The organism is Pseudohaemophilus paraphrohaemolyticus (genome assembly GCF_003253115.1).
GTDB classification, from domain to species: Bacteria; Pseudomonadota; Gammaproteobacteria; order Enterobacterales; family Pasteurellaceae; genus Haemophilus_A; species Haemophilus_A paraphrohaemolyticus_A.
In genome coordinates this window covers 21100-39337 of record NZ_QEQF01000007.1, presented here as the reverse complement: position 1 = coordinate 39337, position 18238 = coordinate 21100, and the positions used below count along the sequence as shown (strand labels likewise).

21 protein-coding genes and 2 tRNA genes are annotated in these 18238 nt (G+C 40.7%); 16 read left to right on the top strand and 7 right to left on the bottom strand.

The genetic code is table 11. From position 1 onward, the window contains the following. The first annotated feature begins 34 nt into the window (after positions 1 to 34). The 6 genes from iscA (at position 35) to iscX (ending at position 4072) form a co-directional block, all read left to right on the top strand. Entirely contained in the window at positions 35 to 358 is a 324-nt protein-coding gene (iscA, locus tag DPV92_RS07335; RefSeq protein ID WP_111354311.1) for an iron-sulfur cluster assembly protein IscA, read from the top strand. A gap of 11 nt (positions 359 to 369) precedes the next feature. Then, positions 370 to 891 carry a Fe-S protein assembly co-chaperone HscB gene (gene hscB / locus DPV92_RS07330; RefSeq protein WP_111354310.1) on the top strand — a complete coding sequence of 174 codons (522 nt, stop codon included), beginning with the start codon at positions 370 to 372 and terminating at the stop codon, positions 889 to 891. A 117-nt stretch (positions 892 to 1008) separates the two neighbouring features. Beyond that, positions 1009 to 1641, top strand: coding sequence for a DUF2625 family protein (locus DPV92_RS07325; RefSeq protein WP_111354309.1), 633 nt, complete (start codon positions 1009 to 1011; stop codon positions 1639 to 1641). A gap of 30 nt (positions 1642 to 1671) precedes the next feature. Continuing rightward, positions 1672 to 3525, top strand: coding sequence for a Fe-S protein assembly chaperone HscA (gene hscA, locus DPV92_RS07320; protein ID WP_111354308.1), 1854 nt, complete (start codon positions 1672 to 1674; stop codon positions 3523 to 3525). Positions 3526 to 3536: 11 nt separating this feature from the next. Next, positions 3537 to 3878: an ISC system 2Fe-2S type ferredoxin gene (fdx, locus tag DPV92_RS07315; protein WP_005706571.1), complete on the top strand. Its 342-nt coding sequence runs from the start codon at positions 3537 to 3539 to the stop codon at positions 3876 to 3878. Beyond that, positions 3878 to 4072, top strand: a complete 195-nt coding sequence (gene iscX, locus DPV92_RS07310; protein WP_111354307.1) for a Fe-S cluster assembly protein IscX — start codon at positions 3878 to 3880, stop codon at positions 4070 to 4072. Before fdx ends, iscX begins: the two co-directional genes overlap by 1 nt. A 127-nt stretch (positions 4073 to 4199) precedes the next feature. Here the strand turns inward: iscX and lysS are convergent, their stop codons facing one another. From lysS to folD, 3 genes are all read right to left on the bottom strand, one after another. Then, positions 4200 to 5702 carry a lysine--tRNA ligase gene (gene lysS, locus DPV92_RS07305; RefSeq protein WP_111354306.1) on the bottom strand — a complete coding sequence of 501 codons (1503 nt, stop codon included), beginning with the start codon at positions 5700 to 5702 and terminating at the stop codon, positions 4200 to 4202. A gap of 128 nt (positions 5703 to 5830) precedes the next feature. Continuing rightward, positions 5831 to 7306 carry a ribonuclease G gene (rng, locus tag DPV92_RS07300; protein ID WP_111354305.1) on the bottom strand — a complete coding sequence of 492 codons (1476 nt, stop codon included), beginning with the start codon at positions 7304 to 7306 and terminating at the stop codon, positions 5831 to 5833. Between the two features lie 122 nt (positions 7307 to 7428). Further along, positions 7429 to 8289, bottom strand: coding sequence for a bifunctional methylenetetrahydrofolate dehydrogenase/methenyltetrahydrofolate cyclohydrolase FolD (folD, locus tag DPV92_RS07295; protein ID WP_111354304.1), 861 nt, complete (start codon positions 8287 to 8289; stop codon positions 7429 to 7431). A gap of 175 nt (positions 8290 to 8464) precedes the next feature. On the opposite strand from folD, the gene DPV92_RS07290 reads away from it, so the two are divergent. The 8 genes from DPV92_RS07290 (at position 8465) to cmoB (ending at position 14393) form a co-directional block, all read left to right on the top strand. Beyond that, positions 8465 to 8541, top strand: a tRNA-Pro gene (locus DPV92_RS07290). Positions 8542 to 8591: 50 nt separating this feature from the next. Continuing rightward, a tRNA-Arg gene (locus DPV92_RS07285) sits at positions 8592 to 8668 on the top strand. Positions 8669 to 8785: 117 nt separating this feature from the next. Further along, positions 8786 to 10549 carry a 30S ribosomal protein S12 methylthiotransferase accessory factor YcaO gene (gene ycaO, locus DPV92_RS07280; RefSeq protein ID WP_111354303.1) on the top strand — a complete coding sequence of 588 codons (1764 nt, stop codon included), beginning with the start codon at positions 8786 to 8788 and terminating at the stop codon, positions 10547 to 10549. A 219-nt stretch (positions 10550 to 10768) separates the two neighbouring features. Further along, positions 10769 to 11209, top strand: a complete 441-nt coding sequence (locus DPV92_RS07275) for an HvfX family Cu-binding RiPP maturation protein (protein ID WP_111354374.1) — start codon at positions 10769 to 10771, stop codon at positions 11207 to 11209. Between the two features lie 34 nt (positions 11210 to 11243). Continuing rightward, positions 11244 to 11531 carry an oxazolone/thioamide-modified RiPP metallophore HvfA gene (hvfA, locus tag DPV92_RS07270; RefSeq protein WP_111354302.1) on the top strand — a complete coding sequence of 96 codons (288 nt, stop codon included), beginning with the start codon at positions 11244 to 11246 and terminating at the stop codon, positions 11529 to 11531. A gap of 77 nt (positions 11532 to 11608) precedes the next feature. Continuing rightward, complete coding sequence (locus DPV92_RS07265) at positions 11609 to 12529, top strand: HvfB family MNIO-type RiPP peptide maturase (RefSeq protein WP_111354301.1); 921 nt, start codon at positions 11609 to 11611, stop codon at positions 12527 to 12529. Then, on the top strand, positions 12519 to 13235 hold the full coding sequence (locus DPV92_RS07260; protein ID WP_111354300.1) for an HvfC family RiPP maturation protein: 717 nt from the start codon (positions 12519 to 12521) through the stop codon (positions 13233 to 13235). Before DPV92_RS07265 ends, DPV92_RS07260 begins: the two co-directional genes overlap by 11 nt. A gap of 195 nt (positions 13236 to 13430) precedes the next feature. Further along, positions 13431 to 14393 (top strand): tRNA 5-methoxyuridine(34)/uridine 5-oxyacetic acid(34) synthase CmoB, encoded by a 963-nt coding sequence (cmoB, locus tag DPV92_RS07255; RefSeq protein ID WP_111354299.1) that lies wholly within the window; start codon positions 13431 to 13433, stop codon positions 14391 to 14393. Between the two features lie 48 nt (positions 14394 to 14441). Here the strand turns inward: cmoB and DPV92_RS07250 are convergent, their stop codons facing one another. The 4 genes from DPV92_RS07250 to exbB all read right to left on the bottom strand — a co-directional run bounded on the left by DPV92_RS07250 (position 14442) and on the right by exbB (position 16805). Continuing rightward, positions 14442 to 14948 (bottom strand): DUF2301 domain-containing membrane protein, encoded by a 507-nt coding sequence (locus tag DPV92_RS07250; RefSeq protein WP_111354298.1) that lies wholly within the window; start codon positions 14946 to 14948, stop codon positions 14442 to 14444. 105 nt (positions 14949 to 15053) lie between these two features. Then, positions 15054 to 15932, bottom strand: a complete 879-nt coding sequence (locus DPV92_RS07245; protein ID WP_111354297.1) for an energy transducer TonB family protein — start codon at positions 15930 to 15932, stop codon at positions 15054 to 15056. 6 nt (positions 15933 to 15938) lie between these two features. Then, entirely contained in the window at positions 15939 to 16325 is a 387-nt protein-coding gene (gene exbD / locus DPV92_RS07240; RefSeq protein ID WP_111354296.1) for a TonB system transport protein ExbD, read from the bottom strand. 30 nt (positions 16326 to 16355) lie between these two features. Beyond that, positions 16356 to 16805 (bottom strand): TonB-system energizer ExbB, encoded by a 450-nt coding sequence (gene exbB / locus DPV92_RS07235; RefSeq protein WP_111354295.1) that lies wholly within the window; start codon positions 16803 to 16805, stop codon positions 16356 to 16358. A gap of 155 nt (positions 16806 to 16960) precedes the next feature. Between exbB and glpE the strand changes: the two genes are divergently transcribed. Both glpE and DPV92_RS07225 read left to right on the top strand, forming a co-directional pair. Next, positions 16961 to 17284: a thiosulfate sulfurtransferase GlpE gene (gene glpE, locus DPV92_RS07230; protein WP_111354294.1), complete on the top strand. Its 324-nt coding sequence runs from the start codon at positions 16961 to 16963 to the stop codon at positions 17282 to 17284. Positions 17285 to 17329: 45 nt separating this feature from the next. Next, positions 17330 to 18175: a co-chaperone YbbN gene (locus DPV92_RS07225; protein ID WP_111354293.1), complete on the top strand. Its 846-nt coding sequence runs from the start codon at positions 17330 to 17332 to the stop codon at positions 18173 to 18175. Positions 18176 to 18238: the final 63 nt, after the last annotated feature.

Genomic DNA, 18238 nt, shown 5'->3' with positions numbered 1-18238 from the left:
AGATTTTCTTCATTTAATACATTAGGAATATATTATGGCAATTACATTAACCGAAACCGCCGCGAACCGCGTGCGTACTTTCCTTGAAAACCGTGGTAAAGGCATTGGCTTACGCTTAGGCGTGAAAACCTCGGGCTGTTCAGGATTGGCGTATGTGTTGGAATTCGTTGATGTATTAAATGAAGATGATCAAGTATTCGAACAACACGGTGTAAAAGTGATCGTGGACGAAAAAAGCCTTACTTATCTTGATGGCACAGAATTAGATTTCGTGAAAGAAGGCTTAAATGAAGGCTTTAAATACAACAACCCGAATGTGAAAAACGAATGCGGTTGTGGTGAGAGTTTTAACGTTTAAGGGGTAAAAGAATGACTAACGCCTTTTCTCTTTTCGGTTTGCCTGTGCAGTTTCAAATTGACCAAGCAGTTCTTTCTGCTCGTTATTTAGAACTACAAAAAGAGCTTCACCCAGATAACTTCGCAAGCAGTTCTGCTGCTGAGCAACGTATTGCAATTGAAAAATCGGCTGATGTAAACCAAGCATTAAATGTGCTGAAAGATCCGATTTTGCGTGCAGAAGAGATTATCAAAATTGAAACGGGTGTAGAGAAAAATCTCGAAGAAAAAAGTATGCGAGATGTCGAATTCCTAATGCAACAGATGGAATGGCACGAAACTCTTGAAGGCATTGAGCATAAACAAGATGAAGAGGCTTTAACCCATTTTTTAAAACAGATCAAAGCCGAACAGAAAAAAGTATTAACCGAATTAGAAGAAACGCTGAATCAAAAAAATTGGCAACAGGCGAATGCGTTAACCGATCGTTTGCGTTATTTTAAAAAGCTGATTATTCAGATTGAGAAAGTAGAAGAGAAATTCTTTGCGATCTAACGTAGGGGGGGTTACGCATGCCCAATAATTTAAGATTATATAAAAGGGTGTGTGCAACACTCTCCTATATCTTAAATACTTGAACAAAAGCGGTCAATTTTTAGAGATATTTTACCAATGAAAACCCTAGAAGAACTATTAGATAAAAACTCGGCCTGGTTGATTTTACGCGATTGGTTTACTCAAGCGAAAAATCACTACGAAATTTTAGCCAGTTATTCTGAAGATGCAGGAGTGGCATTAGTCGGAATGCAACTACCAACCCGCTCACCACTTGGTGCAATTGTGTATGAGACAGGGGGCGTGTTAATCGACCACGGTTGGTTACGCATTTTAGGCTCTGGTAACGAAAAATTACCGCGTGGTTTATTTGATTGGAACTTCGGCAAAACCTTCAAACAATCGGGAGAACAACCAAGCTATTTATTAGTGGCAGATGACGCAATTGGTGGTTATTTTGCGATTAACGCAGGCGGTTTAGGCGATAACATCGGGCAAATTTACTATTACCACCCGAAAAAGAAAGCGTGGGAACCATTGAACTTAGGCTATTCTGAATTTTTAGGCTGGGCATTATCTGGTGATTTAAATGATTTCTACCAAGATTTACGTTGGGAAAATTGGCAGGCAGATATTAAAGAATTGCAAGGTCATCAAGTATTAGAACTTGAAAGCAAAATTGCTGTGCCGGTGGAACGCCACTATCAAGGCGAATTTGCTCCTGAAAATATGGGTTATTCGGTAGCCTAAACTAAAACAAGAAATAGAGAAGAGATAATAATGGCATTACTTCAAATCGCTGAACCAGGTCAAACAGCCGTACCGCATCAAGCACGCTTGGCAGTGGGGATTGACCTTGGGACAACGAATTCATTGGTTGCAACGGTGCAAAGTGGCACTGCAGCCGTGTTGTTAGATGAAAAAGAGAGGGCGTTAGTGCCGTCGGTGGTGCATTACGCTGAAAATGAGAAAACTGTGGGCGTAGAAGGCTTCGACTTTGCAGCCGTTGATCCGCAAAACACTGTGATTTCAGCCAAACGCTTAATTGGGCGTTCGCTTGCCGATGTGCAGGCCCGCTACCCAGATTTACCGTATCAATTTGTGGCAAGCGATAACGGCTTACCGTTAATCCAAACCAAACAAGGCAATAAAAGCCCGGTGGAAGTGTCGGCAGATATTCTGGCTCACTTAAATCGTTTTGCGGAACAACGCTTGGCGGGTGAATTGTCGGGCGTGGTCATTACCGTGCCTGCTTATTTTGATGATGCTCAACGTCAAAGCACCAAAGATGCAGCACGTTTAGCAGGTTTGAATGTATTGCGTTTATTAAACGAACCAACCGCAGCAGCGATTGCTTACGGTTTAGATAGCGGGCAAGAAGGCATTATTGCGGTTTACGATTTAGGCGGTGGCACCTTTGATATTTCGATTTTACGCTTAAGCCGTGGTGTGTTTGAAGTGTTGGCAACGGGCGGCGACACTGCATTAGGTGGCGATGACTTCGACCTCTTATTAGCAAACTGGATTGCTGAACAAGCAGACGTGCAACCACAAAATGCGAATGAACAACGTGAACTATTAACTCTGGCAACCCAAACCAAAATTGCCCTTTCACAAGCGGTCGAAACTGAAGCGAAATTTGCAAATTGGACTGGCACAGTTAGCCGTTCGCAATTTAATGAGCTAATTCAACCGCTTGTCAAACGTTCGCTCATGACCTGCCGCCGAGCATTAAAAGATGCAGGAGTGGAAGGCGAAGAGATCCGTGAAGTGGTGATGGTCGGCGGTTCAACCCGCGTACCATTTGTGCGGGAACAAGTAGGAGAATTTTTCGGTAAAACGCCATTAACCTCGATTGACCCAGATAAAGTGGTTGCTCTTGGTGCAGCCATTCAGGCGGATATTTTGGTCGGCAATAAGCCTGATGCGGATATGTTATTGTTAGACGTTGTGCCGCTTTCGCTTGGTATTGAAACGATGGGCGGTTTGGTGGAGAAAATTATTCCACGCAATACCACCATCCCTGTAGCACGTGCGCAAGAGTTTACCACTGCGAAAGATGGACAAACCGCGATGTCTGTTCACGTTCTACAAGGTGAGCGTGAATTGGTGGAAGATTGCCGTTCACTTGGTCGTTTTACTCTGCGTGGCATTCCGCCGATGGTGGCAGGGGCTGCAACCATTCGCGTGACTTATCAAGTGGATGCGGACGGTTTGTTAAGCGTAACAGCGATGGAAAAATCGACCAAAGTACAGGCTTCGATTCAGATCAAGCCATCTTACGGCTTAACCGATGAAGAAGTGACCCAGATGATCAAGTCTTCAATGGCAAATGCCAAAGAAGATATGGAAGCTCGACAGCTAGCCGAGCAACGTGTAGAAGCCGATCGCGTGATTGATACAGTAATTTCAGCTCTCCAAGAAGATGGCTCAGAAGTGCTTTCTGTTGAAGAATTTAAAGAGATCGAAGTGGAAATTCAAAAGCTAATCGACTTAAAACAGGGTTCAGATAGAACGGCAATTGCTCAAGGGATTAAAGACCTTGACCATGCCACCCAAGCATTCGCAGCAAAACGAATGAATTTATCAATTCAAAAAGCATTAGCGGGCAAAGCCGTTGATGAGATTATTTAAAAGAGGATAGTATGCCAAAAGTAGTTTTTCTTCCCCACGAAGAATTTTGCCCAGAGGGTATGGTTGTTGAAGCCAATGAAGGCGATAATTTATTAGAAGTGGCACACAATGCGGGCGTGGAAATCCACCACGCCTGTGATGGTTCTTGTGCTTGTACGACTTGCCACGTAGTGATTCGTGAAGGGTTTGATTCTTTAAACGAAAGCTCAGACCAAGAAGAAGATATGTTGGATAAGGCTTGGGGCTTAGAAATGGAAAGCCGTCTAAGCTGCCAATGTGTGATTGGTGATGAAGACTTAGTGGTCGAAATTCCAAAATATAACCTTAACCACGCAAACGAGGCTGCTCACTAATGAAATGGACTGATGTACAAGATATTGCGTGGGCGTTGTACGACCGCAATCCTGATTTAAACCCTGTGACCGTGCGTTTTACCGATATGCACGAATGGATCTGCGAACTCGAAGAGTTTGATGATGATCCTGAAGGCTCAAATGAATCAATCCTTGAAGCAATTTTGTTGAAGTGGATTGAAGAGTACGAGTAGATAAGAAAAATGCTTTTACTGAATAGTAAAAGCATTTTTTATGGCATATAGGATAGAAGGCTTTGGCATAGTAGACCAAAAAAACATAATCCCAACAGATTATGCCTTTTTTACTTTTTAACCTATCTTATTTCTGACGCATTGCAGGGAATAAAATCACATCACGAATTGATGGTGCGTTAGCGAAAATCATCGCTAAACGGTCAATTCCTAAGCCTTCGCCCGCTGTTGGTGGTAAACCGTGTTCAAGGGCAACTACGAAGTCGTCATCAAAGAACATCGCTTCATCATCTCCTGCTTCTTTCGCAGCCACTTGTGCGTGGAAACGTTCTGCTTGGTCTTCCGCATCGTTTAACTCTGAGAAGCCGTTACCGATTTCGCGTCCGCCGATGAATAATTCGAAACGGTCGGTTACTTCTGGGTTCTCATCATTACGGCGTGCAAGCGGTGAAATTTCCGCAGGGTGCGCCATTAAGAAGGTTGGTTGAATCAATTGATGTTCTGCTACTTCTTCAAAAATCGCATTGACTACAGACCCTAAACCCCAAGATTTTTGGATTTCAATGCCTAAACCTTTCGCAATTTCCACTGATTTTTCGAAATTGTCTAAATCTTCGCGTTCAATGCCGTTGCCGTATTTTACAATCGCATCGTGCATCGTAATACGTTCGAATGGTTTGCCGAAATCAAAGGTATATTCGCCGTAAGGTACGGTAGTTGTGCCAAGAATATCAATCGCTAATTTGCGTAATAATTCTTCGGTATTGTCCATTAAATCGTGATAATCCGCATACGCCTGATAGTATTCGATCATCGTAAATTCTGGGTTATGACGCACAGAAACGCCTTCATTACGGAAGTTACGGTTTAATTCGAACACACGCTCAAAACCGCCCACCACTAAACGTTTTAAATAAAGTTCTGGCGCAATACGCAAATACATATCCACGTCTAATGCATTGTGGTGCGTAATAAATGGTTTTGCTGCCGCACCGCCTGGAATCACTTGCAACATTGGGGTTTCCACTTCGATAAAGTCTTTATCTAAGAAGAATTGGCGAATGCCAGATACCACTTTTGAACGAATAATAAACGCACGACGAGACTCTTCGTTCGCGATTAAATCTAAATAACGTTGGCGGTAACGAATTTCTTGGTCAGTTAAGCCTTTGTGTTTGTTTGGCAGTGGACGAAGGGATTTGGTTAAAAGCTGTAATTCGCTGGCACGCACGGTTAATTCACCTGTTTTAGTTTTGAACAGTGTACCTTTTACGCCGATGATATCACCTAAATCCAATAAGCCTACTGTGCTTTGGTATTCACCTTCAGGTAAATTATCGCGTGCCACATAAAGCTGAATCTGACCACTCACATCTTGAATGGTAATAAAAGTTGCCTTACCCATTACACGGCGTAACATTACACGCCCCGCAACTACCGCTGGAATCGCTTTTTCTTTTAACTCTTCGCCATCTACATCGTTGTATTTTGCGTGTAAATCCGCCGCCTTATCTTCACGACGGAACGTATTCGGGAACGGATTACCACGTTCACGCAATTGGGCTAATTTTTCACGGCGAGCAATCATCTCACCATTCAGATCTAATTCTATATTTTCTACTTCAGACATTTTATTACCTTTAATTTGGGTTGAAATTGGAAAAAAACGCTCGAATTATAGCGGATTTTGCAGGTATTTGGTAGGAAGCAAGCGGTCGAAATTAGCAAAAGTTTTGCGAAATTTAACCGCTTGTAACTTTACATTACCACCACATCAAACTGCTCTTGATGGTAATAAGGCTCTAATTTGACCTCGACTTTCTTGCCAATAAAGGCTTCAAGTTCAGCTAGGGAAGCGTGGCTTTCTTCGTTGATTAAATATTCCGATACTTCTTTAGAGGCATAAATTCGCACTTTATCGGTGTTAAATAAATGATGCACGCGGACAACTTCACGCAGAATTTCGTAACATACGGTTTCTACGGTTTTAATTGTGCCTCGCCCTTTACAAGCTGGGCAATCGCAGCAGAGAATGTGTTCAAGGCTTTCACGAGTGCGTTTACGGGTCATTTCCACTAAGCCAAGCTGAGTAAAACCATTTACGTTAGTTTTCACACGGTCGCCTTTTAATGCCATCTCAAGTGATTCCAACACGCGTTTACGATGCTCTTCATCTTGCATATCAATAAAGTCGATAATGATGATGCCTCCTAAATTGCGTAATTGCAGTTGATGAGCAATAGCTTGCGTGGCTTCAATGTTCGTATTGAAAATGGTATGAGCCAAATTACGTGAACCAACGAAAGCACCCGTGTTGATGTCTATCGTAGTCATCGCTTCAGTCTGCTCAATGATTAAATAGCCACCTGATTTCAGATTCACTCGTTTATCTAAGGCACGTTGAATGGCTTCTTCAACGCCATACGCATCGAACAACGTTTGCGTGCCAGAATAAAGACTGACGCTGTCTGTGAGCTCGGGCATAAATTCTGATAAGAATTCTTTTACTTGCTCGTAGGTAGTTTTAGAGTCGATTTTAATCGAGCAAATATGTGTGCCAACAAAATCTCGCAATACGCGTTGCGCTAATGCCAACTCACCATAAAGCATTGATTTAGTCGGGTATTTTCCTTTACGCTCTAACACTTTTCGCCATAAACGTTTTAAAAAAGCGGCATCTTGCTCAAGGCTTTCTTCCTTTACATCTTCTGCTGCTGTGCGAACAATAAAGCCGCCTAATTCATCGCAATAGGGCTCGACAAGAGCTTTTAAACGGTTTCGTTCTGCTTCGCTTTCAATACGTTGCGAAACGCCTACGTGGCTATTTTCAGGCATAAAGACCAAATAGCGAGAAGGCAAGGTAATATCAGTAGTTAAGCGAGCCCCTTTTGTGCCAAGCGGATCTTTTACGACTTGCACCACAATATCTTGCCCTTCACGTACTAATTCGCTGATGTTTTTTACCACAAATTGTTTTTTTTCATTTTCGTCCACACATTCGGTGTGCGAAACAATATCAGAAGCGTGTAAAAACGCAGCTTTTTCTAAACCAATATCCACAAAAGCCGATTGCATCCCTGGTAATACACGAGTCACTCGCCCTTTGTAAATATTGCCGACAATCCCACGTTTTGCCTCACGCTCAATATGAAGCTCTTTTAAAATCCCGTTTTCGACCAATGCTACCCGAGTTTCACTTGGAGTCACATTGACCAATAATTCAGCACCACTCATTTTGTTATTCCTTGAAATTTAATTGCAGCAAGTTTAACACTTTGCAAAAGCGCTGTAAAAATTAACCGCTTGAGATGGAAATAAAAAAGCCTAATACTATTTCAATATTAGGCTCTCAAAAATTATGCATTCACTATATGTTGTTCATACGCTTGCAAAGTATTTTGCATTAACATAGCTACCGTCATTGGACCAACGCCACCTGGCACTGGAGTAATGAAATCCGCTCGTTCAGCAGCGACTGCAAAATCAACATCACCTTTTAATTTGCCGTCTACTCCACGGTTAATCCCTACATCAATCACAATCGCACCTTCTTTTATCCATTCACCTGAGATAAACTCAGGTTTACCCACTGCGACAACCAAAATATCTGCTTGGCGAACGTGGCTTTCTAAATCTCGGGTAAAGCGATGAGTTACAGTAACAGTACAACCACCTAGCAATAATTCTAATGCCATTGGACGCCCTACGATATTCGAAGCACCTACGATCACGGCATGTTTGCCATATAAATTTACACCTGTGGTCTCAAGCAATTTCATCACGCCATACGGAGTGCAAGAGCGTAAAATTGGAATACGTTGGCATAAACGACCTACGTTATAAGGATGAAAACCATCTACATCTTTATGTGGTGCAATTGCTTCAATAACTTTGGTGGAATCAATCTGCTTCGGTAAAGGTAGCTGAACTAAGATACCATCAATAGCCTCATCGTGATTAAGTTCATCAATTAAAGAGAGTAGTTCAGATTCAGATGTTGTTTCAGGTAGATCGTAAGATTTAGAAAAGATGCCAATTTCTTCACAACTACGGCGTTTACTGCCAACATAAACTTGTGAAGCAGGATCAGCCCCCACTAAGATCACGGCTAAACCTGGCGCACGCTTTCCTTGAGCAATATGTCCTGCAATTTTTGTCGCAATATTAGCTTTGATATTTTTAGATAATTCAGTACCTGAAATGATTCGGGCTGTCATAAACTCTCCTTAAATGAGATAGCAATGATGATACGAAAACGTTTGCCATTTTCTCAAAAAAAAGGCTTTTTGATAAGTAAATTTTAAGAAACGGATAAAACTCAATCATTTAGTAGAAATATAGTGATTTTTATTTGACAAGAAAAACCATCTCTCTATAATAAACCGCACTTATCGGCGAGTAGCGCAGCTTGGTAGCGCAACTGGTTTGGGACCAGTGGGTCGTAGGTTCAAATCCTATCTCGCCGACCATTCTTTTTTTAATTTCAGAAATCCTTTCTTAAAATAATTATCTTAACAACGCGCCCTTAGCTCAGCTGGATAGAGCAACGCCCTTCTAAGGCGTGGGTCAAAGGTTCGAATCCTTTAGGGCGTGCCATTTAATTGTACCTTTTTAAATATTGTAGTAAGCGGTTTGATTTCACAATTTTTTTACTTATTTCTTGTGAAATTTGATAGAATAGCCCGATTTTAACGACCTTTGATAAGGTAATTTATGTCTGAACAAACTTTTATTACAGGGAAAGATGCAGCCCTTGAAGAGAGCATCTCAACCTTCCAACACAAATTAAAAACGCTTGGCTTTAATATTGAAGAAGCCTCTTGGTTAAATCCTGTGCCAAACGTCTGGTCAGTGCATATTCGTGATGCGGACTGCCCGCAATGTTTCTCTAACGGTAAAGGAGCAAGCAAAAAAGCAGCATTGGCTTCGGCGTTAGGCGAGTATTTCGAGCGTTTATCGACCAACTATTTCTGGGCGGATTTCTATTTAGGGCAAGAGATGGCGAATGGCGATTTCGTACATTACCCGTCTGAAAAATGGTTCCCGATTGAAGATGAAGCCGTGCCACCGATGGAGATGATGGACAATTTCTTATGGGAATACTTTGACCCGAACGGCGAACTTACCCCTGAATTATTGGTAGATTTACAATCGGGCAACTACGACCGTGGGATTGTTACCCTACCTTACGTTCGCCAATCGGACAACCAAACGGTTTATATTCCGCAAAGTATTATCGGCAACTTGTTCGTCTCAAACGGAATGTCGGCAGGTAACACCAAAAACGAAGCCCGTGTGCAAGGCTTATCTGAGGTGTTCGAGCGTTTTGTAAAAAACCGCATTATCGCAGAAGCGATCAGTTTGCCTGAAATTCCTCAATCGGTGATCGACGGCTATCCAACCATCAAAGCCTCCATTGAAAAATTAGAGCAAGAAGGCTTCCCTATTCTTTGCTACGATGCCTCATTAGGCGGTGAGTTCCCTGTGATTTGCGTAATTTTGCTTAACCCGCAAAACGGCACCTGCTTTGCCTCTTTCGGAGCACATCCGAATTTCCAAGTAGCATTCGAGCGCACCGTAACTGAGCTTTTACAAGGTCGTAGCCTGAAAGATTTAGACGTATTCTCACCACCTTCTTTCAATAATGAAGATGTTGCTGATCACGCTAACCTTGAAACCCATTTCATTGACTCAAGCGGTCTGATTTCGTGGGATCTTTTCCAACGTGAGGCGGATTATCCATTCGTGCATTGGGATTTCTCAGGCACAACCGAGCAAGAATTCCATAATTTAATGGCAATCTTCAACAAATACGAACAGCCAGTTTACATTATGGATTACGAGCATTTAGGCGTTTACGCTTGCCGTATCCTTGCTCCTGGTATGTCGAACATCTATCCAAGCGATGACTTAATTTACGCCAACAACAATATGGGGATGGATTGGCGAGAAATTCTGTTAGATCTGCCGCATTTCCATCACGATGCGGAAACGTACCAAGAATTATTGGACGAGTTAGACGAGCAAGGCATTGATGATTTAACTCGCGTGCGTGAATTTATCGGTATCGTTGCCGAGAAAGGTTCTGCAATGCAAACCTTACGAATTGGCGAGCTGAAATCTATGCTTCATTTGGCATTGGGCAATTTAGAACAAGCATTAGACTGGGCGAACTGGACGGCAAATATGAACGCTTCCGTCTTCACTGCAGAACGCAACAACTACTACCGCTGCTTAATTCAAACCATCGAATTATTCTTAGATGAAAGCCGCGAACCAGAACAATATCGTGCCGTGTTTGAAAAAATGTACGGTAAACAAGCGGTTGAATTTGCGTGGAATTCTGCAAATGGTGGTAATCCTTTTTATGGCTTAACCGCTTCAGACGAAACGCTGGAAAATATGCCTGCTCACCAAAAACTATTGGATGCTTACCGTAAATTACAACGTGCAAAAATCACTCCAATTACACGTTAATTATTAAAAGATAAAAGGGCGAAGATCATTAGAATCTTTGCCCTTAATGTTATCTGCATTTTTGCAAAAAATAATATTTTCGATTTTTTGAAAAAAAGTGTAAGAAAAAAGGCTTATCTCCGACTAATAGAATAACTGGGAAACATTTCCTAGCATAATGAACTAAATAATTTCATAAAATAGGTAATCAATAAGAGGAAAAAGATGAAAAATTGTAAGATGCAAGATATCAGTAGCGGCGTGAGTTTATTGATTTTACGCCTTTTTCTTGCGTGGGAGTTTTTAGAGGCAGGGTTAGAAAAATGGAATGGTCAAAATTGGTTTACTGAAATACAAGATCGTTTTCCTTTTCCGTTTAATCTTATTCCTGCTGATATTAATTGGCACGTTGCAATGGGGTCAGAATTAATTCTCCCCTTCTTGCTAATATTCGGGGTACTAACTCGTTTTAGTGCATTAGGTTTAACGATTTTAATCTCTGTTGCGTGGTATAGTATTCACGCTGATTCAGGTTATAACGTTTGTGATAACGGTTATAAATTACCTTTAATTTATGTGGTAACTTTATTAATCTTAATTACGCAGGGAGCAGGGAAACTCTCTTTAGACACGCTTATTAAGAAGGTTTATCCAACTAAAAGCTGGTTGAAATTCCTCTAACTATATATTCAATTTCAAACTCTAGGAGACTTAAATGAAAAAATTATCCACTTTAGCCGCATTAGCAGGAGCCTTAACAATGACAGTAGCTACTGTTGCACATGCTGAGTCAAAATCAAGCAGTACAGATAAAGCTACAACACCTTGTGTGGGTGATAAATGTGTGAAAACAAAAGCTGCAGAAGGTAAATGCGGAGAAGGCAAATGTGGTGCAAACGAAATGAAAGCCGCAGAAGGTAAATGTGGTGAAGGTAAATGCGGTGCGAGCCAACCAAAAGCTGCAGAAGGTAAATGTGGTGAGGGTAAATGCGGTTCTAAATAATCATATTTAAATCTAAATGCCATACATAACACTGGTGTAAATTTACGCCAGTGTTGTATTAAAAGGAGTAAATAATTATGTTACAAGGTGCAGGGTTAGGATATCGCCGAGATTTAGCAGATGATTTTTTGAATTTATCATCAAATAATGCGATTCAGTTTATGGAAGTTGCTCCAGAAAATTGGGTAAAAATGGGGGGAGCTGCTCGTTATAAATTTGATCAGGCTGCTGAAAGATATCCACTTGCGGTACACGGACTATCACTTTCATTAGGCGGGCAAGCACCACTTGATCGCGAGTTATTAAAAAATACTAAAGCATTAATGACTCAATATAATTCAACATTTTTTTCTGAACATTTGAGTTATTGTGAATGTGAAGGGCATTTATATGATTTATTACCTATGCCATTTACAGAAGAAGCTGTAAAACACGTAGCACAGAGAATCCGCTATGTGCAAGATTTTTTAGAATTACAAATTTCATTAGAAAACACCTCTTATTATTTACACTCTCCCACCAGCACAATGAATGAAGTAGAATTTTTGAATGCTATTGCACAAGAAGCAGATTGTGGTATTCATTTAGATGTAAATAATATTTATGTAAATGGCGTCAATCACGGTTTACTTGATCCTTATGTTTTTTTAGATCAAGTAGATGTAAAACGTGTTAATTACATTCATATTGCAGGACATGATGAAGAACATTCTGCGGCACAAGTTGTGGAGGATTTAGAAGGAGAATCATTTAATAAAATAAAAGGGGCATATCGCCATTTACCAGAATTATTAATTGATACGCACGGTGAGGCAGTAAAAGGTACTGTGTGGGATTTATTAGAATATGCCTATCAACGACTACCCGTCATTCCGCCAACATTATTAGAGCGTGATTTCAACTTCCCTCCATTTGCAGAACTTTATGCTGAAGTTGAACATATTGCACAACTACAGCAAAAATATGCTCAAAAAGAGGTAATATCCTATGCAGCCTAAACCTTCGCTTATTGAAACACAAAAAGCACTTGCCACAGCCGTTCGATTGGCTCATGCTCAACCTCTAAATGGTTATGCTCCGAATCGCCTCGCTGTTTATGCTCGCTTAGTTCGAAATAACATCTTTGGTTTTATTGACCGTTGTTTTGTTGAAGCACCTAAACACGTTTCTGCAGAGAGTTGGTCTCAGACAAAAGAAGCGTTTGTATTAACAGGAAAATCACATTCGCCTTATTTTCAAGATATTGCTGGAGAATTTCTCTTATTTTGCCAAGAAAAAGAGAGTTTTGATGCCAATATACTGGCGTTGATGGATTTTGAAAATACACAATTACTTGCAGAAGTTTCTTTAGCAAAAGTACCTGAAAAATTTGAGTGGGATAAGCATAGCGTAATGCAGTTATCTGATGCCGCTTATTTAAAAAGCTATGAAGTCAATTTTTTATCAAGCGATTTTAAACAATTTGATGAAAACCCTACGCAAGCTGTTATATGGCGGGATAGCGATTTTAATATTCTGCAACAACGCTTATCTGAACTTGACTTTTGGCTATTAAGTTATATACAAGAACAACCATCGTCTTTAGAAGAGGTATTATCTGCCTTAAATACCGTAGTTGAAGATAGCACCCCCTTAATTCCATTATTGGAAAACACTTGGGTGAATTGGATTAATGCTGAAGTGCTTTATCCTAAAGAGGGATAAATTTTGTTCAAAAAAATGTATATCAATATGAGATAGGTGAAAAAGGTATCTTTTTCACCTAATTTTTATTAGGTGCAATAACTTATCACGCCTTAACGTCATTTCTTCCCAGAACTTACTTACAAGCGGTAATTTTTTTAGCTTTTCTAACAAAGTTTGTTAAAATGCTTTATTCTTTTTTACGCTTGATTCTATATGATAGACTTCCGTCCTTTTTATAAACAAATTGCCACCTCAAACCTCTCTGCGTGGCTTGAAACCCTTCCCGCACAGCTCAAAGTGTGGGAACCCCCCCCCCACGGTGACTATGCCAAATGGGCAAAAATTGTCGATTTTATGCCAAATTCAACCGCTTGCATTAACCTGAAAGATAAAGTGGAATCCATTCCAACCGAACCGCTTTCAGCAGGTGAAACCCAACGCATTACCCATCACTTAAAACAGCTGATGCCATGGCGAAAAGGTCCGTATCACCTGCACGGTATTCATATTGATACGGAATGGCGTTCTGACTTTAAATGGGAACGTGTATTACCTCATCTAGCACCATTAAAAGACCGTACAATTTTAGATGTAGGTTGTGGCAGTGGTTATCATATGTGGCGAATGGTGGGCGAAGGAGCAAAAATGGTGGTGGGAATTGACCCAACTGAGCTGTTCCTTTGCCAATTTGAAGTCGTACGGAAATTGCTTGGTAATGATCGCCGTGCGAATTTGATTCCACTTGGTATTGAACAAATGCAACCACTTGCTGCCTTTGATACGGTATTTTCAATGGGCGTGTTGTATCATCGTAAATCGCCGCTTGATCATCTTTCACAGCTCAAAGCCCAACTGGTCAAAGGTGGAGAATTGGTACTAGAAACGCTGGTCATTGATGGCGATATGAACACTTGCCTTGTGCCTGCCGACCGCTATGCGAAAATGAAAAACGTTTATTTCATTCCGTCCGTACCGTGCTTAATTAACTGGTTGGAAAAAGTGGGGTTTAAAAATGTAAGATGTGTCGATCAAGCTGTTACCACGCTTGAAGAACAACGAAGAACAGATTGGCTTGAAAATGAGAGTTTGATCGATTTCTTAGATCCAACCGACCACAGCAAGACTATTGAAGGTTTACCCGCACCAAAACGTGCAGTGATTTTGGCGAATGCTTAAAATATAAACCCCCTAGCGTAAAAAATTGAGATGCTAAGGTTTTTTTATTTAAACCTGATATTTCGTTTTATCTCCAATATCAAAATACAATGGCATTCGCCATTTTTGAATGGAGAGGATGAGTAACAGGATGCTAATAATCACTGAGAAAATTTGAACGAGTACAAGTTGCTCAAAGACAAAAGCAAACCAAAGCACGGCAACAAAAATCGGTTGAAAATTTAATCCAAAAACACGAAAGCAGAAATACTCTTTATAACTCAACCCGCCAACAACCAGTAGCATTGCCCCCAATGCGAGTATTGGCACACCGAAGATAAAGCAAAGTAACCCTATCCATACCGCAAATTGGAAAATTAGGCGAAATTGTTTGAGGTACAAATGCAAAGATGAACCAAGCATTGTGCCTGCAAGCAACAAGCCTTTTAGTGCAAAGTCTGATTGATAAGGCAGTAATAAGACGGCAAGCATCGCTAGCACAAAGCCTGAGCGGTAAATAATTACGGTAAGATAATCCCAAAAATCCATCGGAGATTTGATATGTGGATCTGCCATTTGTTTTTCCTTAAATGAATATGTAAAACTAAGCGGTGAGATTCTGCAAGTTTTTGCAAAATGTCACCGCTTGATGATAGCACTTAAGCTCACAATGATGAATGATTACTCAATCGAGAATTTTACTGGTACCGTCACGTGATTTGGGAAACCTGCTGGCGGCGGTGATGTTTTCGTCGATTGTGCGGCTTTAACTGCGGCAGCATCTAAGTTGCTATTACCTGATGAGCTAACCACACTTACGTTTGTTAATTGTCCCACTGGAGAAACGGTAAAACTGAGTGTTACCGTGCCCATTTTTCGCATCATTCGTTCACGCATTGGGTAAGCATTATTTGCTTGACGTTGTAAAGCTCGCTGTAAAGCAGATTTGTAAGCATTAATTTCAGTGCCTGAAGCCGCTGCTCCATTACCTACACCACTGTCATTCCCTTTCGCTGCATTGCCATTTTCAGTACCTTTGGAGGAGCCTACATTCCCTTTTCCATTTTGGCTACCATTCACAACACCTTCTTTTGGTATTTGGCTTTGAGGGATATTAGGTTGGGCTTTTGCCACAATGCCTTGTTTAACTTCTTTGCCTTTTTCCAATGCTTTAACAGGTTTTTCGACTTTTTTCGGCTTCTCTTTTGGTGGTTCTTTTGGTTTTGGTGGCTCTTTGGGTTTCTCTTTTTTCACCACTTTTTTAATCGGCTCAGGCTCTGTGATGGGGTCTGGCTTCGGCTCTTCTATTTTTTCCTCTGCCTTTTCTTCAGGCTTTGCCTCTTCTTCTTTCGCTGTTTCATCTACATCTGGAGCAACGGCAACTTGTGGTTGTTCAGCCACACCCGCTAACATTTCCATTGAAATGCTACTGACTTCTTGCATATCATCAATCTGATCACTAAGCACGGTTTGCTTAGTTGCAATTAAAATCGCACTGACGATTACAGTATGAAAGACGATAGAACCTGCCAAGCCGATGCGAGAATTTCGTTTATTCATACCACCCTACTTGCCGTTATCCTTACGGGTCATAATTGCAACATTTTTAATTTCGCTCGCAGCTAATAAATCCGTAAGCTCGACGAATTTATCAAAACGCACTGCACCATCCACTTTTAGAGTGACTTTTTGGTCTTTCGCCCAAGTGCCGATTTCATTTTTTAGCTGTTCGGTATTTACAGGCCGGTCATTAAAGAAGAATTGGTTCTCAGCAGTAATGGTCACCAGTTTCGCTAAATCATCCGCTTTTACAGTTTGCGTAGTACTTGCTTTCGGCACATTAACCTGAATTTTTCCTTGTGAGATAAATGAAGCGGTAACCAACACAATGGCCAGCAACACCAACATAATATCAATGAAAGGAATGATGTTAATTTCATCAAATTTTTTCATGGTAAACCTCGTAAATTTTTTGACCGCTTATTAAGCTGCTTTACGAGCGTGTAATGCTTGCCATTTTAATTTGTTTTCATCTACTTTACGGTTGAAACCGCTGTAGAACATCATCGCAGGGATTGCAACTAAAATACCCGCAGCAGTTGCTTTTAATGCGAGTGATAAATGCACCATTATTGAAGCTGCATCAATGTCTCCGCCTGCGTGCCCCAATTCGTAGAAGGTAAGAAGAATACCGATTACCGTACCTAATAAACCGATATAAGGTGCGTTTGCACCGATGGTTGAAATGGTAGTGAGATTGGTTGTGAGGTCAATTTCGAGTTCCTCTTGAGTTTGGTAGATCTTCACATCTAAGCCTTTGTAAAACATAATGCGTTCGATGATTTTCCAAACCAGCACAACACTCATCAATGATAATAAGCCTAAAATGATATAGTCGATGTAGTTTTGTAGAAATTGAAATAGTTGATCCATAAGTTCCTCAATCCTTAAAATATAAAGGGGATTTTGTTGCAGTTGAAAATGGTTCTTAATTATATGCAAAATTTTCGGAAATTCAACTTGAAATAATAGGAATTCTTACCCTCATTTTGTGGTATATTTCAACAATCTTTTATTTCGAGGATAAAATGGAAACCTTTACAGAAATTACGCCAGAACAGGCATTTGAATTAGTTGAAAATGAAGGCGGTACGCTTTGCGATATTCGCGATGCCCATCGTTACGCTTATAGTCACGCTCAAGATGCTTTTCATTTAACCAATGAAAGTTACGGACATTTGTTAGATGAAGTCGATTATGACGAGCCGTTGATTATTATGTGTTATCATGGCGTGAGTAGTCGTAATACCGCTCAGTTTTTAGTCGAGCAGGGCTTTGAGCAAGTATATAGCGTAAAAGGCGGTTTTGACGGCTGGGTGCATGCGGGCTTGCCTATTGAAACGACATATTAATACCCCTATATGTTGAGCATTCTTCAACAGCAAAAGAAAAATTTTATGGACTACATCATTAACGTAAACGAAAGTAATTTTAGCGAAGTTTGGTCGGCAGCCTCGCAAATGCCTGTAGTGTTTAACTTTGTCTCACCGCGTGAAATGGCATCTATTGAGATGGATTCACTCCTTCGCCACCTTGCCGATGAGCATCCGAAGCAGTTTTTATTGGCAACGGTAAATTGCGATGAGCAGCGTGAGTTGGCAATGCAGTTTCGTATTCAAGCTATCCCAACGATGTATCTGTTTGCCGATGGGCAGCCTGTCGATATGATTCAAGGTGCGGTAAGCGAGCAAGAATTACGCATTCGTTTAGCTAATATTTTACCGAAAGAGCAAGATTTAAAATTCAATCAAGCCTTAGAATTATTGCAGGACGAGCGCTATGCGGAAGCCTTACCACTTTTAAAATCTGCATGGGAATTATCGGATAAGAAAAACAGCGATTTCGCCCTGCTTTATGCTGAAACCTATATCGTGATGAAAAAAGTGGAAGAGGCAAAAGAAATCTTAAAAGTGATTCCTATTCAAGATAGGGATAGCCGTTGGCACGGTTTACAGTCGCAAATTGAATTATTAGAGCAAGCTGCTGAATCGCCAGAATTACAACAACTTCAAGCTGATTATGTAAGCAATAAAAGGCCTGAAGTTGCGATTAAACTGGCGAACCAATTGCATCAAGCGGGCAAAAATGAAGAAGCATTAACGTTGTTGTTTGATTGGTTAAAATCCGAGCTTTCAGTTGCTAATGGCGAATTAAAAACGCAATTTTTAGCGATTTTATCTGCATTAGGAAATGATCCGATTGTGCCGAAATTTAGACGACAGCTTTATTCGCTACTTTATTAAACATTTATATATCAATTTATCTGTAGAGGCTAATTACATTAGCCCAAGAAATCAAACAGATTT

What these genes read in the sequence shown, in the direction of transcription:
- ycaO (WP_111354303.1), top strand. Translation starts at nt 8,786, where the DNA reads ATGTCTGAACAAACTTTTATTACAGGGAAAGATGCAGCCCTTGAAGAG.
- iscA (WP_111354311.1), top strand. Translation starts at nt 35, where the DNA reads ATGGCAATTACATTAACCGAAACCGCCGCGAACCGCGTGCGTACTTTC.
- iscX (WP_111354307.1), top strand. Translation starts at nt 3,878, where the DNA reads ATGAAATGGACTGATGTACAAGATATTGCGTGGGCGTTGTACGACCGC.
- DPV92_RS07265 (WP_111354301.1), top strand. Translation starts at nt 11,609, where the DNA reads ATGTTACAAGGTGCAGGGTTAGGATATCGCCGAGATTTAGCAGATGAT.
- cmoB (WP_111354299.1), top strand. Translation starts at nt 13,431, where the DNA reads ATGATAGACTTCCGTCCTTTTTATAAACAAATTGCCACCTCAAACCTC.
- exbB (WP_111354295.1), bottom strand. Translation starts at nt 16,805, where the DNA reads ATGGATCAACTATTTCAATTTCTACAAAACTACATCGACTATATCATT.
- rng (WP_111354305.1), bottom strand. Translation starts at nt 7,306, where the DNA reads ATGAGTGGTGCTGAATTATTGGTCAATGTGACTCCAAGTGAAACTCGG.
- DPV92_RS07250 (WP_111354298.1), bottom strand. Translation starts at nt 14,948, where the DNA reads ATGGCAGATCCACATATCAAATCTCCGATGGATTTTTGGGATTATCTT.
- exbD (WP_111354296.1), bottom strand. Translation starts at nt 16,325, where the DNA reads ATGAAAAAATTTGATGAAATTAACATCATTCCTTTCATTGATATTATG.
- hscA (WP_111354308.1), top strand. Translation starts at nt 1,672, where the DNA reads ATGGCATTACTTCAAATCGCTGAACCAGGTCAAACAGCCGTACCGCAT.
- glpE (WP_111354294.1), top strand. Translation starts at nt 16,961, where the DNA reads ATGGAAACCTTTACAGAAATTACGCCAGAACAGGCATTTGAATTAGTT.
- hvfA (WP_111354302.1), top strand. Translation starts at nt 11,244, where the DNA reads ATGAAAAAATTATCCACTTTAGCCGCATTAGCAGGAGCCTTAACAATG.
- DPV92_RS07260 (WP_111354300.1), top strand. Translation starts at nt 12,519, where the DNA reads ATGCAGCCTAAACCTTCGCTTATTGAAACACAAAAAGCACTTGCCACA.
- hscB (WP_111354310.1), top strand. Translation starts at nt 370, where the DNA reads ATGACTAACGCCTTTTCTCTTTTCGGTTTGCCTGTGCAGTTTCAAATT.
- DPV92_RS07225 (WP_111354293.1), top strand. Translation starts at nt 17,330, where the DNA reads ATGGACTACATCATTAACGTAAACGAAAGTAATTTTAGCGAAGTTTGG.
- DPV92_RS07245 (WP_111354297.1), bottom strand. Translation starts at nt 15,932, where the DNA reads ATGAATAAACGAAATTCTCGCATCGGCTTGGCAGGTTCTATCGTCTTT.
- DPV92_RS07325 (WP_111354309.1), top strand. Translation starts at nt 1,009, where the DNA reads ATGAAAACCCTAGAAGAACTATTAGATAAAAACTCGGCCTGGTTGATT.
- fdx (WP_005706571.1), top strand. Translation starts at nt 3,537, where the DNA reads ATGCCAAAAGTAGTTTTTCTTCCCCACGAAGAATTTTGCCCAGAGGGT.
- folD (WP_111354304.1), bottom strand. Translation starts at nt 8,289, where the DNA reads ATGACAGCCCGAATCATTTCAGGTACTGAATTATCTAAAAATATCAAA.
- DPV92_RS07275 (WP_111354374.1), top strand. Translation starts at nt 10,769, where the DNA reads ATGCAAGATATCAGTAGCGGCGTGAGTTTATTGATTTTACGCCTTTTT.
- lysS (WP_111354306.1), bottom strand. Translation starts at nt 5,702, where the DNA reads ATGTCTGAAGTAGAAAATATAGAATTAGATCTGAATGGTGAGATGATT.